The organism is Streptomyces sp. HUAS MS02 (assembly GCF_055702265.1).
Genome location: NZ_CM146747.1, coordinates 3,899,836 through 3,914,790 on the forward strand (window position 1 = coordinate 3,899,836; position 14,955 = coordinate 3,914,790).

The 14,955-nt window shown below is 70.4% G+C and carries 12 protein-coding genes; 3 read left to right on the forward strand and 9 right to left on the reverse strand.

What is annotated here, in order from left to right; all coding sequences use genetic code 11:
- Positions 1-11 precede the first annotated feature (11 nt).
- The 9 genes from ACZ9QC_RS16695 to hemL all read right to left on the reverse strand — a co-directional run bounded on the left by ACZ9QC_RS16695 (position 12) and on the right by hemL (position 10,776).
- On the reverse strand, positions 12-2,357 hold the full coding sequence (locus ACZ9QC_RS16695) for a tetratricopeptide repeat protein (protein WP_472920840.1): 2,346 nt from the start codon (positions 2,355-2,357) through the stop codon (positions 12-14).
- 61 nt (positions 2,358-2,418) lie between these two features.
- The gene (locus tag ACZ9QC_RS16700; protein WP_472920841.1) at positions 2,419-2,772 is read right to left on the reverse strand and encodes a hypothetical protein; all 354 of its coding nucleotides are present in this window, start codon (positions 2,770-2,772) and stop codon (positions 2,419-2,421) included.
- A 122-nt stretch (positions 2,773-2,894) separates the two neighbouring features.
- Positions 2,895-3,989 carry a c-type cytochrome biogenesis protein CcsB gene (ccsB, locus tag ACZ9QC_RS16705; RefSeq protein WP_472920842.1) on the reverse strand — a complete coding sequence of 365 codons (1,095 nt, stop codon included), beginning with the start codon at positions 3,987-3,989 and terminating at the stop codon, positions 2,895-2,897.
- A complete protein-coding gene (gene resB, locus ACZ9QC_RS16710) occupies positions 3,986-5,872 on the reverse strand; it encodes a cytochrome c biogenesis protein ResB (protein ID WP_472920843.1) in 1,887 nt (628 codons plus the stop codon). Before resB ends, ccsB begins: the two co-directional genes overlap by 4 nt.
- A 4-nt stretch (positions 5,873-5,876) precedes the next feature.
- Complete coding sequence (locus ACZ9QC_RS16715; protein WP_472920844.1) at positions 5,877-6,656, reverse strand: cytochrome c biogenesis CcdA family protein; 780 nt, start codon at positions 6,654-6,656, stop codon at positions 5,877-5,879.
- A 4-nt stretch (positions 6,657-6,660) separates the two neighbouring features.
- Positions 6,661-7,260: a TlpA family protein disulfide reductase gene (locus ACZ9QC_RS16720; protein ID WP_472920845.1), complete on the reverse strand. Its 600-nt coding sequence runs from the start codon at positions 7,258-7,260 to the stop codon at positions 6,661-6,663.
- A 65-nt stretch (positions 7,261-7,325) separates the two neighbouring features.
- Positions 7,326-8,594 (reverse strand): polysaccharide deacetylase family protein, encoded by a 1,269-nt coding sequence (locus ACZ9QC_RS16725; RefSeq protein WP_472920846.1) that lies wholly within the window; start codon positions 8,592-8,594, stop codon positions 7,326-7,328.
- Between the two features lie 191 nt (positions 8,595-8,785).
- A complete protein-coding gene (locus tag ACZ9QC_RS16730; RefSeq protein ID WP_472920847.1) occupies positions 8,786-9,460 on the reverse strand; it encodes a histidine phosphatase family protein in 675 nt (224 codons plus the stop codon).
- Positions 9,457-10,776 carry a glutamate-1-semialdehyde 2,1-aminomutase gene (gene hemL / locus ACZ9QC_RS16735; protein WP_472920848.1) on the reverse strand — a complete coding sequence of 440 codons (1,320 nt, stop codon included), beginning with the start codon at positions 10,774-10,776 and terminating at the stop codon, positions 9,457-9,459. The genes ACZ9QC_RS16730 and hemL overlap by 4 nt, the downstream gene beginning before the upstream one ends.
- A 1,102-nt stretch (positions 10,777-11,878) precedes the next feature.
- On the opposite strand from hemL, the gene ACZ9QC_RS16740 reads away from it, so the two are divergent.
- The 3 genes from ACZ9QC_RS16740 (at position 11,879) to ACZ9QC_RS16750 (ending at position 14,890) form a co-directional block, all read left to right on the forward strand.
- Positions 11,879-12,316: a hypothetical protein gene (locus ACZ9QC_RS16740; protein ID WP_003974483.1), complete on the forward strand. Its 438-nt coding sequence runs from the start codon at positions 11,879-11,881 to the stop codon at positions 12,314-12,316.
- Positions 12,317-12,492: 176 nt separating this feature from the next.
- On the forward strand, positions 12,493-13,437 hold the full coding sequence (bla, locus tag ACZ9QC_RS16745) for a class A beta-lactamase (protein ID WP_472920849.1): 945 nt from the start codon (positions 12,493-12,495) through the stop codon (positions 13,435-13,437).
- A gap of 277 nt (positions 13,438-13,714) precedes the next feature.
- Positions 13,715-14,890, forward strand: coding sequence for a pyridoxal phosphate-dependent aminotransferase (locus ACZ9QC_RS16750; RefSeq protein WP_472921711.1), 1,176 nt, complete (start codon positions 13,715-13,717; stop codon positions 14,888-14,890).
- The last annotated feature ends 65 nt before the right edge of the window (positions 14,891-14,955 follow it).

The following is a 14,955-nucleotide window of genomic DNA, read 5'->3' on the forward strand; positions in this document are numbered from 1 at the left end:
GCGGTGCCCGGCTACCCGTCGGCCCCAGAAGCGGAGCCGCGCCCGAACTCCTCAAGCTCGCGCTGCACCTCGTCGGCCTCCGGATCAGCCATGGCCCTCAGCACGGCCAAGGCGTCCACCAGAGTGGCGTACGCGTCATCAACACGCCCCAGATCGCGGAGGCAGTGCGCGCGCGAGCGCAGCGCGACGGCCTGACCGTACGGGTAGCCGGAGTTCTCATGGGTGTCGGCGGCTTCTTCGAAGGCCGCTTGTGCGGATTCCAGGTCGCCCCGCAGCAACGCGACCTCGGCCATGCCAGTGAGGGCGAACCCGATGGTCTGTCGGTCGGCCGAGGCTCGCAGCTCCAGGCTCTCCCGGTAGTTCCGCTCAGCCGCCTCGGGGTCGCCCTGCGCCAGGTGCAACTCACCGAGCAGGAACAGCGAGATGGCCATCTCACGCTGCTGTCCGAGCGAGCGGCGAATGCGCAGCGCGTCCCCCAACACCTCGGCCGCCTCCGACAGCCGTCCCTGGGCGATCAGCGCATCGCCCAGGTTGTTCAGGCTCTTGCCCTCACCCTCGGCATCTCCCAGTGCACGCCACCGCGCCGCCGCTTCCCGATCCTGCTCGGCGGCCTCATCGTGCAGGCCCAACGCGTGCAGCGCACCCCCGAGGCTCATCAGGCTCCACGCCTCACCCCAGCTGTCCCCGGCCCGGCGGGCGGCGGCCAGCCCGATCTCGCAGACCTCACGGCGGTCCGCGTGGTAAGAGCGCAGGACAAGGGGGGTGATCAGCGCCATGGCGATACGCCAGCACAGTTCGTCCTCTCCGTTCGCCGCAGCTGCCCGGACCATCGCCAAGGAGTTCAGTCGCTCCAAGTCGCACCAGGCGAGGGCTTCCTCGTACGAGGTGAAGGGTTCACCAGCCTCCTCGGCCGACAGCACGTGACGGCGTCCTGGAGCGAGGACGCGATCGGCCGCGTCGATTCGGGAGAGATACCGCGCCAGCAGTCGGCGTCTCGCCGGTCCGATTTCCGCATCGGGCTCGTCCTCCTGAACGCGCTCCGTGGCGAACGCCCGCAGCAGGTCGTGCAATCGGTAGCGCGCCCAGCCCTTTGGCTCCAGCAGGCTGAGCTCGACCAGCCGGTCCATGCGGCGCACGGCCTCGGCCTCTTCGACGGCCGCCAGCGCGGCGGCGTCGGCCGCGCTGAAGTCGGCTCCGGGATGAAGTCCGAGCAGCCGGAACGTGCGGGCCAGAACATGGTCGATGTTGGAATAGGACCAGGAGAGCACTACACGCAGCTCCGTAGATGAGTCGTCGTTTAGTGGGGAGAACGTCTCCAGAACGGCACGAGCGTTCTGCAGCTCTCCGATGATCTCCGAGGCGTAGTCACCGAACGAGCCACTCCCTCGGGTTGCCAGCCGTTCGAGGGTGATCCGCAGTGTCAAGGGGAGGTAACCGCACCTGCGGGCGAGGTTGTCGGCCAACAGCAGGTCGGTCTCCGGTAAATCTACCCGGTCGCCGATGAGCATCTGGATCGCCACGTGGCCGTCGAAGGGTTCCAGGCCGATCCGCAGCGCCCCGAGGCGGACCGCTAGTGCGGCGAGCCTGTTCCGGCTCGTGATCACGGTGAGCGAAGTGTTGGTTGACGGGATCAACGGCCGGACCTGGCGAGCGTCCAAGGCATTGTCGAGAAGCAGCAGGAAGGACCGACCATGGGTGATCGACCGGAAGAGCGCAGCGCGGCTGTCCTCGTCGTCGGGGATCTTCTCTGTCGGCACGTCCAGCGCACGCAGGAACTGTTCGAGCACCTGGTTCGCCGTGACGGTGGGCCCGCCCGAGAAACCGTGCAGGTCGGCATAGAGCTGGCCGTCGGGGAACTGGTCGGCGATCGAGTGGATCCAGTGGACGGTTAGCGAGGTCTTGCCCACACCTCCCATGCCGCTCACGATCACCACCGCAGGCTCGTCGGTCAGCCGACACCGCTCCAAGTTCGCATTCAGGGTGCTTAGGGCGCCTTCCCGGTCCCGAAAACCGGCAACTCGGGGCGGCAATTGGTGCGGCGGCGGCAGCGGGACCGCAGCTGTCTCGGCGATCGTGAGCCGGTTGATGACTCCGGCCTGTACGACGGCGTGCGCGATACCCGAGAAGTCGCCACCTACGTGCATGTGGCCGGTGTTGGCGATGCCGCCGGCGCTGGCGTTCGCGTGCCCGGTGTCGCTGGCCCCTCCAAGGGCCTTCGGTGCAGAGGCCGTTGAGTGCACACCGGTCACCGCGATCGAGCCGCCTGCGGCGTGTGCGTCTCCAGTGTCCGTGACGACCACGGGAACGTCCGGCTTCTCGCGACGGCCAGCACCGAGGCGGCGCTTCCACCAGCGCATGGCAAACAAGCCCTCTCGCTCTCGCGAGTCCGCCAGACGGTCGGGCGGCGGAGCGTCCGGGTCAGCCAAGGTCGACGCCGGTGTTGGCCGTGCTTCCATGGCCAGTCGCGGTGGCATCACCCGTGCGCTCGGCCCGCGCGGCCCCCCCGTCGGTGCCCCGGCGCTTGACGCCGGTACTGACGGTGCCACCGCCGGTGGCCTCCGCCCTGCCGGAATCGACGGCCGCGTTCGTCGGCCCCGAATCCGATGACGCCTTAAGTAAGGCCCAGAGCAGGGCCGCGATCCCCGTGGCACCCTGGATGGACGCGCCCACCAACTGCCCGGTGTCCGGCTTGTCCAGCAGCCAGAACAACGGTGTGGAGACAATCCCCGCTGACGCGACCACCACGATCGTGGCCTTCCAGCTTCGCGACATACCGACCCCTCCTCACCAGGGCGCACCCGAACGGTGTTGTCGCGAAGACCCCTGCCCTTGACGGGCTCGGGTCATGCGGCGATCGAGCGCATCAGAGGTGACCCCAGACCGGAACGAGGCGGTCAGCCGACGTCCGCGTAGGAGTGCTTGCCGCTGACGAAGATGTTGACGCCGTAGTAGTTGAACAGCCAGCAGGCGAACGCGGCGATGGCGATGTACGCCGCCTTGCGGCCCTTCCAGCCGGCCGTGGCGCGGGCGTGCAGGTAGCAGGCGTAGGCGACCCAGGTGATGAACGACCAGGTCTCCTTCGGGTCCCAGCCCCAGTAGCGGCCCCACGCGTCGCCCGCCCAGATCGCGCCCGCGATGATCGTGAACGTCCACAGCGGGAAGACGGCGGCGTTGACGCGGTACGAGAACTTGTCGAGCGAGGCGGAGGCCGGCAGCCGCTCCATGACCGAGGTCGCGAACCGGCCGGGCCTGCCTCCGCTCGCGAGCTTGCTCTCGTAGGAGTCCTTGAACAGGTACAAGATCGTGCCCATCGCGCCGACGTAGAACACGGCGCCGCAGAAGATCGCGGTCGAGACGTGGATGTACAGCCAGTACGAGTGCAGGGCGGGAACCAACTGGTCGCTGGCGGTGTACAAGACAGTGACGGCGAGACCGAGATCGAGGAGGACGGTCGTGATGAGCGGCAGCCCGAGCCAGCGGACGTTCTTCTTCAGCGCGAGCAGCGAGAGGTACACGCCGACGGCCACGGTGGAGAAGGTGATGTTGAACTCGTACATGTTGCCCCACGGCGCCCGCTGCACCGAGAGCGCCCGCGCGAGCACCCCGCCGAACTCCACGAGGAACGCGACCACGGTGAGGGACACGGCGATACGGCCGTAGAGGTCGCCCTGCTCGTCCCCGCCGTGGGCGCCGGGCCCGTCCGGCACGTCCCGGGAGCCGGTGGCGGCCCGCACGACCACCTTCGGCCGCTCCAGCACGGAGGTCCCGCCGGCCGTCTTCACCGTCACCGCGGGCGCGTCCGCCTTCTTCGCGGCGGCACCGCCCTCGGAGGTCAGCGCGGCGGCCGTACGGCCCACCTTGCTCCGGCTCCCGAAGAGCCATTCGGCGATATAGGCGAAGAAGGCCAGGGTGTACACGGCCATCGCGGAGTAGATCAGCGTGTTGCTGATGCTCGCGAGGTTTTCGTTGGTGGCGGCGGCGAGATTCACTGCTCGGCCCCTTCGGACGGCACGGCTGGGGGTTGGGGGTTATCGGGGCCCGCACTGTCTGCGGGCAGTCGTGCCTCTGGGGCGATGGGGGTCCCCCCGCTCGAGCGAAGTCGAGAGTGGGGGAGGGTGGGCGCGGCGGCACCCTGCAAGCGCCGGTCAGCGTCACCGCCCTCGGCCTCAACACCAGCGGACGGCGAACCGTGCGACTCGGGCTCAGCAAGAGTCGGCGCCTCGGCATGCACCACCGCCGCCAAGTCCCCCAACTCCTCCGGCACCTTCGCCGACTCACTGCGCCCGAGCCCGGCCATCTCCACGACCGTGACCCCGTCGGCCCCGGTCACCGCCCGCACCCACACCCGGCGGCGCTGCACGAAGAGGGACGCGGCGAGGCCGAGGATGGCGGCGATCGCTCCGGCGAGGGCCCACCCGCTGCCGGGCTGCTGGGTGACCTGGAAGCCGGCCCACTCCCTCACCCCGTCGAAGGTGACCGTGCCGTTCCCCCCGGGCAGCGTCATCGTCTCGCCGACCTTCAGGTTCTCCCGCACCTGCGCGCCCTTGTCGTCCTCGTACGCCTTCAGCTTGCGCTTCTCCAGGCGGTACACGCTCTGCGGCACACCCGAGTCGATCCCGAGGTCACCGTGGTAGGGCTCCAGGTTGAGCACGGGGTTCAGCAGCGCGGGGAACTGCGAGACCACGGCCGTGTTCTTGCCGCCGTACGTCGGCAGGAAGAACGCCTGGAAGCCGAGCTGTTCCCGCTTGCCCTGGGCGTTGGTGTAGCCGTCCAAGACCTTGATCGCGCCGGAGGAGGTGACGTTGGAGTCCAGCGGCAGCAGCGGCGCGGCGTCGCTGAAGACGACCTGGCCCTTGCCGTCCCGCACGGTGATCATCGGGGCGTATCCGTGGCTGACCAGGTAGACCTTGGAGTCGCCGATCTCCAGCGGCTTGTTGACCTCGATCTTGGTCGACTTCCCCTTGCCGCCCGCCCCGACCGCGTAGTCGATGTAAGCCTCGAAGATCCGGGGCGTGCCCTTGTTCGGCCCGCTCACCTCGTAGGTGCCCCGGAAGTCCTTGAGGTCGAAGCTGAAGGGGTTGAGGTCCTCTGCGGTGAAGAGGCTGCCGGACTTGAAGTCGTCGTACTGCGTGAGCGTGTTGGCGAAGCCGTCGCCCTCGACGATCAGCTTGTTGCCCTCGGAGCGGTAGAGCTGGCCCCAGGCGAAGGCGACGAGCATCACGATCAGGGCGATGTGGAAGGCGAGGTTGCCCGCCTCCCGCAGATAGCCCTTCTCGGCGGCTACCGCGTCCCCGGCGAGGTGTGCGCGGAACCGGCGCTTCTTCAGCGCCTTCAGCGCGGCCTCGCGCACCTGCTCGGGCGTCGCCTCGGTGCGCCAGGTGGCGTAGGCGGGCAGCCGGGTCAGCCGCTTGGGCGCGCCCGGCGGGCGGCCGCGCAGCTGGCCCACGAACTGCCAGGTGCGGGGCACGATGCAGCCGATGAGCGAGATGAACAGCAGGATGTAGATCGCCGAGAACCACACCGAGCTGTAGACGTGGAACAGCCCGAGCTTCTCGTAGATCGGCCCCAGGGTCTCGTGCCGCTCCATGAAGTCGGCGACCCGGGTCGCGTCCTGTCCCGACTGCGGGATCAGCGAGCCGGGGATCGCCGCGAGCGACAGCATGAACAGCAGGATCAGCGCGACCCGCATCGAGGTCAGCTGCCGCCAGAACCAGCGGGCCCACCCGATCGCCCCCAGCGCGGGCAGGTTCGGCGCGTCCTCCTGCGGAGCGGTGGACAGCTGCGAACCGGCGGCGCCGAGGTCGTTGTCGTCGGGGGCTCCGCCACCGCGACGGGCGGTGTTCTCGCGGTTGCCGGAGTCGGTCGTCGTCATTGGCTCAGATCCCAGGGGTGAAACCGGAGGACCAGACCTGCATCTCCTGAATGATGCGGTCCCAGGCGCCGGTCAGCATGAGCAGTCCGATCGTGATCATCATGCCGCCGCCGATGCGCAGCACCCACGCGTAGTGCCGCTTGACCCAGGCGAAGGCGCCGAGCGCCTTGCGGAAGGCCACCGCGGCGAGCACGAAGGGCAGGCCCAGCCCCAGACAGTACGCCACCATCAGCAGCGCTCCCCGCCCGGCGCTGGCCTGTTCGAGGGCGAGCGCGTTGACCGAGGCGAGGGTCGGGCCGATGCAGGGCACCCAGCCGATGCCGAAGAGCGCGCCCAGTATCGGGGCGCCCACGAGCCCGGTGGCCGGCTTGGTGTGGAAGCGGAACTCGCGCTGGGTGAACCAGGGCATCAGCCCCATGAAGAACAGGCCCATGGCGATCATCAGCGCGCCGAGCACCTTGGTGAGCATGTCCTGGTGTTCCAGCAGGGTCCGGCCGAAGTAGCCGAAGAGCGCGCCGCTGGAGACGAACACGATGGTGAACCCGAGCACGAACAGTCCGGCCCCGGCCACCATCCGGCCGCGGCGGGCGTCGACCAGGTCGGTGCCGCCGACTCCGGTGACGTACGACAGATAGCCGGGCACCAGCGGCAGGACACAGGGGGAGAAGAAGGAGACGAGTCCGCCGAGGACGGCGATCGGCAGGGCCAGCAGCAGGGCCCCGTTGAAGACGGTCTCGTTCAGCTCGGCGGCGGTCGTGGTGAGCGCGGCCGTTCCCGACACCATCACGTCACTTCTCCGCGAGGATCGGGTCGAGCATCTTGCGCAGCTTCTCCTCGCTCAGCGCCTGTTGCGTGCGCGCCGCGAGCTTCCCCTCCCGGTCGATGACCAGGGTGGAGGGGATCATCTGCGGGTTGAGCGAGCCCTTCTCGAAGCGCAGCAGCAGCTTGCCCGTGGGGTCGTACAGGCTCGGGTACTCGACCTTGTACTGCTTCTCGAACGCGATCGCGGGCCGGGTGCTGGTGTCGCGGGTGTTGATGCCGACGAACTGCACCCCCTGGTCCGCGAGGTCCTCGGAGACCTTGGCCAGGTTGGGGGCCTCGGCGCGGCAGGGCGCGCACCAGGAGCCCCACACGTTCAGGACGATGATCTTGCCCTGGTAGGCGGAGAGGTCGAGCTGCTTGCCGTCGATGGTCTTCCCGGAGAGGTCGGGCGCGGTGTCCCGGTCCCCCTTCTTCACCGTGGCGATCCCGTCGGATCCGGTGATGAAGCCGGTCTGACCGCCACCGCCCTCGATGCCCCCGCCCGCGCAGGCGGACAGCGTCAGCGCCAGGGCGGCGGCCCCGGCTGAGAGCAAAGCGGCACGACTGCGGCTCGTACGGACACTCATGTGAAAAGTTTCGCATGCCCGTTTCGAGGGCTTACGGCGGGGTCGACGGCCCCCTTTCCCGCAGGTCAGGCTGGTGAACCGGCTCCCAGGAACTCCTTCCACCCACCCGACGGCTGCTGCCCCACGCCGAGGGTCTGGAGCTTGGCGAGGACGTCCGGGCTCTGCGCGTCCATCCAGTCCACGAACTGCCGGAAGGACACGATCCGTACCTCGCCGTCCTTGGCCTTCTCCTTGGCCCGCGCGATGTGCTTGAGCGCCTCCTCGACGGCGTCCATGTAGACCCCGCCGTTCCACTCCTCGAAGTGGTTCCCTATGAACAGCGGCGCCCGGTTCGTCTCGTACGCCCGCTGGAACCCGGCGACGTACGCGCCGGTGGCCTGGGTGCGGTAGGCCGGGTAGTTGGCGGGCGGGGCCTGGGTGGAGTTCTGGGACTGGTTGTACATGATGTTGTAGTCCATGGAGAGCACCTCGAAGCTCCGCCCGGGGAACGGCACGGACTGCAGGGGCAGGTCCCACAGGCCCTGCTTCTTCTTCGGCCAGACCTGGAGGCCGCCGGGCGAGGAGGAGTCGTAGCGCCAGCCCAGCTCGCGCGCGGTGGGCAGCAGGTTCTCCTGCCCCAGCAGACACGGCGCCCGGCCGCCGACCAGCTCCTTGTCGTAGTCGAACGGCAGGGACTCGACGTCCGTCCAGCCGCTGTTGGTCCGCCACTCCTTGACGAACGACTTCGCCTGCTCGATCTCGCTGCGCCACTGCTTCGGCGTCCAGTTGCCGACCGAGCCGCTGCCGCCGCAGAAATGGCCGTTGAAATGGGTGCCTATCTCGTGCCCGTCGAGCCACGCCGTACGCAGGTGCCCCAGCGTCGACTTGATGTGCTCGTCCGTCAGATAACCGATGTCGGAGGCGCCGGGCGCGTTGTTCGGCGGAAGGTACACGCGCTTCTTCGATTCCGGCAGGAGATAGATCCCGGAGAGGAAGAACGTCATATGGGCGTCGTGGTCCCGCCCGGCTTTCAGGAACCGCTCGAAAAGCCCGTTCCCGACGTCTCCGGCCCCGTCCCAGGAGAACACCACGAACTGCGGCGGCGTCTCGCCGGGCGCCAGCGGCCGCGGCTTCCCCGGCTGGTTCGGCTGCTTGCCGGTGTACGAGGTCGACCCGTCACCCAGCGGCTTCGCCGTCTTCCCCGGCTTCTTCTTCCCCGAGCCCTTGCCGCCGTCGCCGGCCCCGCCGGCCTCGGTCGGCTTGCCCCCGAGCCCCGTACCGCATCCCGTCAGACCCAGCCCGGCGACCGCTCCCGCGCCGACACCGAGCATCCCCCTCCGCGACATCTCGCGCATTGCATCCCCCTCGGCCAGCTCACGCACCGGTTCACGTGAAGCACACCGTCTGAGAGGGCCGAGAGAACGCGACGGTTCCTTTTGATCTCCGGGAAACTCGGACGCCTTTAGGGGGGCGGGGAACTGCGCGAGCGACCACGACGGATCCGCAGTTCCCCGACAACGTCAAACACGGCTGTTCAGCGGAGCGCTCACGCGCCAAAGGCCTTGTCTTTTCCCTTGACCGGCTTGGCGCCCGCCAGCAGATGCGGCGGCACCAGATCCCGCGCAGGCTCGCTGTACCCCACGGAAACGATCCTGTCGCCCTGGTAGGTGAACGTGGTCAGCGAAGCGAGCGTGCACTGCCGCCGGCGCGGATCGTGCCACAGCCGCCGCTTCTCGACGTACGACCGCACGATCCAGATCGGCAGCTGGTGCGAGACCAGCACGGCCTCGTGCCCGCGCGCCGCGTCCTTCGCCGCGTCGAGCGCCCCCATCATCCGCACGACCTGGTCGACGTACGGCTCACCCCACGACGGCTTGAAGGGGTTGACCAGGTGCTTCCAGTTCTCCGGCCGCTTCAGCGCGCCGTCGCCGACCCCGAAGGTCTTGCCCTGGAAGACGTTGCCCGCCTCGATGAGCCGCCCGTCGGTGGCGAGGTCGAGCCCGTGCGCCTTGGCGATCGGCGTCGCCGTCTCCTGCGCCCGCTCCAGCGGGGAGGCGACGACATGCGTGATGTCCCGGGGCGCCAGGTGCTCGGCGACCCGGTCGGCCATGCGCCGCCCGAGGTCGGAGAGGTGGTACCCGTCCAGGCGCCCGTAAAGGATCCCCTCCGGGTTGTTGACCTCGCCGTGCCGCATCAGGTGGACGACCGTGATGTCACTCATGCTGCCGAAGCCTCCGCTGCTGCCCGGGCCGCCGCCGGAAGGGCGTCGGCGATCCGCTGAACCGCCCGCTCGTCGTGCGCGGTCGACACGAACCACGACTCGAACGACGACGGCGGCAAGTAGACGCCCTGCGACAGCATCGAGTGGAAGAAGGCGTTGAAGCGGTACGACTCCTGCGCCTTGGCCTCCTCGTAGTTCCGCACGGGCGTCTCCGTGAAGAACACGGAGAACATGTTGGAGGCGTTCTGCAGCGTGTGCGCGACGCCCTCCTTGCTGAGCGCGTCCGTGACGAGCCCCTGGATCTGCCGGGACACGGCGTCGACGACGTCGTACGCCGCCTCGTCCAGCAGCCGCAGCTGCGCGAGCCCGGCGGCCGTCGCGACCGGGTTCCCGGAGAGCGTGCCGGCCTGGTAGACGGGCCCGGCGGGCGCGAGGCGGGCCATCACCTCGGCGCGCCCCCCGAAGGCCGCGGCGGGGAAGCCGCCGCCCATCACCTTGCCGAAGGTCATCAGGTCCGGGACGACCCCGTCGATGCCGAACCACCCGGCCCGGCTGGTCCTGAAGCCCGTCATCACCTCGTCGGAGACGTACAGCGCGCCGTTCTCGGCGCAGACGTCCTTGAGCCCCTGGTTGAAGCCCGGCAGCGGCGGGACGACGCCCATGTTGCCCGGGGATGCCTCGGTGATCACACAGGCGATCTCGCCGGGGTGGGCGGCGAAGGCGGCGCGTACGGCGTCGAGGTCGTTGTAGGGCAGCACGATCGTGTCGCCGGCCTGGGCGCCGGTGACGCCCGGGGTGTCGGGGAGCGCGAAGGTGGCGAGGCCGGACCCGGCGGCGGCGAGCAGCGAGTCGACGTGACCGTGGTAACACCCGGCGAACTTCACCACCTTGGCGCGGCCGGTGAAACCGCGGGCCAGTCGGATCGCCGACATGGTGGCCTCGGTGCCGCTGGACACCAGCCGCACCTGCTCCAGCGGCCCGACCCGGTCGACCATCTCCTCGGCCAGCGCGACCTCGCCCTCGCCGGGTGTACCGAAGGAGGTGCCGCGCGCGACGGCCTCCTGTACTGCGGCGACGACTTCGGGCCGGGAGTGCCCGAGGATCATCGGACCCCACGAGCACACAAGATCTACATACTCGCGGCCGTCGGCGTCGGTGAGATAGGGACCGGTACCGGACACCATGAACCGGGGCGTACCGCCCACGGCGCGGAAGGCGCGCACGGGAGAGTTCACGCCGCCGGGCGTGACGGCCGCCGCGCGCTCGAAAAGAGTCTGCGAAACTGGGGCTTCGTACGGATAGCTCACACAGGCCATGGTGTCAGAGGCTCCGAAGATCCTGCCGACTGGTGTTTGCGCGCACGTTTCGGCGAGCGGTCGCGGGGGAGGTCACTGACACGATGATCGGGTTGCGCGGCGGGGGTCACGCGGCCCAGAAATGCGTTCGGGTGGAGATATGCATCGCGGTGGCGGACTGGGCGAGGGGACCGGTGACCTCGGTCCTCGTCGTGCCCGGCGGGGCAGGCACCGGCGCGAGGCGGAGGAGGCCGCGGAGACACGGCAGGAGCGGGGCGGGTCGACCGACCGGAGCGCGCCGGGCGAGGTGAGCGGGGCGGCCGGGCCGGGCCCGCAGTCGTCGTCGCCGGGGCCGCAGGGCGGTCCGCCGGCCCGGCCGGTGGGACCGCCGACGCCTCCCGTGCCACCCCTTCCCTCGGTACCGCCGCCACCCGTGGGGTCGCCGGGGTCACAGCCCCCCTACGCACCGCAGGGACAGCCGGGCGTGTACGGTCCGCAGGGTGCACACGGCACACACGACTCACTCGATCCGCGCGCCGCGCGTGACGCACGCGGTTCGCAGGACCAGCGGCAGGAGACTCCGCCGACTCCGCCCCGCTCGCGTCGCCGACGCGGTGCGCAGGGCGAGACCGACCGTTCCCAGGCCGGCACCGGGGGGACTCCGACCGGTTCCGACCGGGCCGAGGGTGGAACCGACCGCCCCATGCAGAGTCCCGACCGGTCCGAGGGCGGTCACGACCGGTCCATGGGCGGACTCGGCCGCTCCGAGAGCGCTTCCGACCGGATCCCGTCCAGTGGCTCCGACCGGGTCCCTCCGGGTGGGTCCGACCGGATCCAGAGCGGTGGCGCTGAGCGGATCGGGCGGCGCAGCCGTATGGACGGTATGGACCGTATGGATCGCGCCGATCATGTGGATCGTGTCAATCGTGTGGACGGAATGGATCAGACGGACCGGATGGACCGGCCTGACCTGGTGGATCGCAGGACGCGTGCGGAACGCAGGAGCCGCGCGGACCGCAAGGACCGTATGGACCGCATCGAGAGCGCGGACCGCACGGACCGGGTGGACGGCCTGGACCACGTGGTGGGCCGGCTCCGGGCGGGGAGCGGGAATGGTGGTCGGGTGGGGGTGACCTACAAATACTTCGGCGCGCCCGACGGCGCGACCGCGGCCCGCGTCCCGATCTCGATGCGCCCCGAGGAACTCGGCGGCGACGAACTCGGCATGAACGGCATGTTCACCAAGATCAAGCCGGAGACGATGGCCGCGATGGTGCTGACCGGCATCGAAGGCGTCCCCCTCCACAAGGTGCCCCCGCTCGAACTGGTCGTCCTGCACCCTGACTACGCGGTCGTGAAGCTCCCCATGACCGTCGTCGACCCGCTGCGCGGCATCGGCGAGGAGGCGGTCGGCGCTGCCGCGTTCATCTGGTCGACGGTCCCGGACCGCGGCGGCCCGCGCGACGCGTTCAACGTCTACCAACTGCTCCACGAGTGGCAGGACTTCAGCCACCGGTTGCACGAGGCGGGGCATCAGCCGTACTGCCTGGTCTGGCCCTGACCTGGGGCTTCATGGGATTCGGGCGGGGTTTTCGGACCCCGCCCTCGTCATGTCCCGTCATGTGCGGGGGCCGCGTCGGCCGGGGATGCGGGGAAACCGGTGTGGCGGCAGTGGCGTCTTCGGAGTCGGACAGAGATCACGACGACGACCGATGTACGGAGACGATCTTGGCGACCATGAGAAGGCACCCCCGTCCCCTCCCCCGCCGTCGAAGGGTGCTCGGGCTCGGGCTCGGCGGAGCCGCCGGGCTGGGTGCCGTCGGCGCGCTCGGCACGCTCGGTGCCGGGACGGCGTACGCCTCGGGCGGGGCCGGGGCGGGGCTCTCCCGGCAGCTGGCGGAGCTGGAGCGGGAGTACTCCGCGCGGCTCGGGGTCCACGCCCACGACACGGCGACGGGGCGCACGGTGGCGTACCGCGCGGACGAGCGGTTCCCCCTCTGCTCGGTGTTCAAGACGCTCGCCGCCGGGGCGGTGTTACGGGACCTCGACCACGACGGCGAGTACCTCGCCCGGCGGATCCACTACACGAAGGAGTACGTCGAGGCGGCGGGCTACAGCCCGATCACGGGCACGGCGGCGAACGTCGAGGCCGGTATGACCGTCGGGGAGCTGTGTTCCGCGACGGTCTCGCACAGCGACAACGGGGCGGGGAACCTGCTGCTGCGCGAGCTGGGCGGGCCGAGCGCGATCACCCGCTTCTGCCGCTCGCTGGGCGACCGGACGACCCGACTCGACCGCTGGGAGCCGGAGTTGAACACGGCCGAGCCGTGGCGGACGACGGACACCACCACGCCTCGGGCGATCGGCGGGACGTACGCGCGGCTCCTCCTCGGCCGGGCCCTGCGGGACGCGGACCGGGAACTGCTGACCGACTGGCTGATCGCCAACTCGACGAACGTCCAGCGGTTCCGGGCCGGCCTGCCCGCCGACTGGACGCTCGCGGACAAGACCGGCGGCGGAGCGGCGTACGGCGTCGCCAACGACGTCGGCGTCGTCTGGCCTCCCGGCCGCCCGCCCCTCGTCCTGTCCGTCCTGTCGACGAAACTCGACCCGGCGGGCCCCACGGACAACCCGCTGGTGGCCAGGGCGGCGGGCCTGGTGGCGGGGGCCCTCACGGCGTAGCGGCGACCACCGGCCGGGGCGCGGCACCGTCCGCACCCCGGTCACGGCTGGCCGCGAGCCCCCTCGGGGCCGCAGCATGAGTGGCATGAGCGGCATGAGTGGCATGAGCGATGTGAACGACGTGAGCGGCGCGGGCGGCATGAGCGGTACCGGTGTCACGGCCGGTGCTGGCGGTAAGGCCGGTGCTGGCGGTACGGGCGGTTCTGGCGGTACGGGCGGTTCTGGCGGTACGGGCGGTGCGGAAAGCGCGGTCGTCGCTGCCGGGGGCGGCGGCGGGGTGCGTGTCTCGCGGCGGGCCCGGGCCGTCGCTCCCTTCTACGCCATGGAGTTCGCCAAGCAGGCCGCCGCGTTGACCGCCCAGGGCCATGACGTCGTCAAACTCAGCCTCGGCGAACCGGACTTCGGCGCACCCCCGGCCGTCGTGGAGGCGATGCGGGAGGTGATGGACGGGCGGCCGATGACGTACACGGCCGCGCTCGGGATGCCCGCCCTGCGGGAGGCCATCGCCGGTTTCTACGGCGACCGGCACGGCGTCGAGGTCGACCCGGGCCGGGTCGTCGTGACGGCCGGCGCCTCGGCCGCGCTCGTGCTGGCCACCGCCGCGCTGGTCGACCCCGGTGACGAGGTGCTCATCGGCGACCCGTCGTACCCGTGCAACCGGCAGATCGTGGAGAGCTTCGGCGCCGACGTCACGCTCGTGCCCACCACCGCCGCGAGCCGGTTCCAACTGGACACGGCGGCGGTGCGGGCGCACTGGACGGACCGTACGCGCGGGCTCATGGTCGCCACCCCGTCCAACCCGACCGGCACCTCCGTCCCGGCCGACGAGCTCGCCGCGCTCTGCGAGCTGGCCCGTGAGCGGGACGCGTGGCGCCTCGTCGACGAGATCTACCTCGACCTCGGCGACCACGACGAGCGGGGCCGACCGCCGCGCAGCGCGCTGTCGTACGACCCGGGTGCCGTCGTGATCAACAGCTTCTCGAAGTACTTCGGGATGACCGGCTGGCGGCTCGGCTGGTGCGTCGTCCCGGAGCCCCTCGTACCGGCCCTGGAACGGCTGGCCCAGAACTACTTCCTCTGCGCCTCCGCCCCGGCCCAGCACGCGGCCCTCGCCTGTTTCACCCCCGAGTCCCTCGCGGTGTGCGAGGCGCGCCGGGTGGAGTTCGGCGAGCGGCGCGCGCTGGTCCTGGACGGGCTGGCGCGGATCGGGCTGCCGGTCCCGGTGCCGCCCGACGGGGCGTTCTACGTCTACTTCGACGTCAGCGGGACCGGCCTGACCTCCTGGCAGTTCTGCGAGCGGGCCCTGCGGGAGGCGCACGTGGCCCTGACGCCCGGCCGGGACTTCGGCACACACACCGCCGACACCCACGTCCGCCTCTCCTACGCGGCCTCGACGGACGAACTGCGGGAGGGGATCGCCCGGTTGGGGAAGTTCATGACGACGCTGCGCTGAGGCACGGCCCCTGGCACGGAGGTACGCCCGTCGCGGGGCGGGGTCCGGTCGGTGGGGTCGTGAGG

Coding starts and splice junctions, on each gene's coding strand:
- ACZ9QC_RS16695 (WP_472920840.1), bottom strand. CDS start 2,357: ATGCGCTGGTGGAAGCGCCGCCTCGGTGCTGGCCGTCGCGAGAAGCCG.
- ACZ9QC_RS16700 (WP_472920841.1), bottom strand. CDS start 2,772: ATGTCGCGAAGCTGGAAGGCCACGATCGTGGTGGTCGCGTCAGCGGGG.
- resB (WP_472920843.1), bottom strand. CDS start 5,872: ATGACGACGACCGACTCCGGCAACCGCGAGAACACCGCCCGTCGCGGT.
- ACZ9QC_RS16715 (WP_472920844.1), bottom strand. CDS start 6,656: ATGGTGTCGGGAACGGCCGCGCTCACCACGACCGCCGCCGAGCTGAAC.
- ACZ9QC_RS16720 (WP_472920845.1), bottom strand. CDS start 7,260: ATGAGTGTCCGTACGAGCCGCAGTCGTGCCGCTTTGCTCTCAGCCGGG.
- ACZ9QC_RS16725 (WP_472920846.1), bottom strand. CDS start 8,594: ATGCGCGAGATGTCGCGGAGGGGGATGCTCGGTGTCGGCGCGGGAGCG.
- ACZ9QC_RS16730 (WP_472920847.1), bottom strand. CDS start 9,460: ATGAGTGACATCACGGTCGTCCACCTGATGCGGCACGGCGAGGTCAAC.
- hemL (WP_472920848.1), bottom strand. CDS start 10,776: ATGGCCTGTGTGAGCTATCCGTACGAAGCCCCAGTTTCGCAGACTCTT.
- bla (WP_472920849.1), top strand. CDS start 12,493: ATGAGAAGGCACCCCCGTCCCCTCCCCCGCCGTCGAAGGGTGCTCGGG.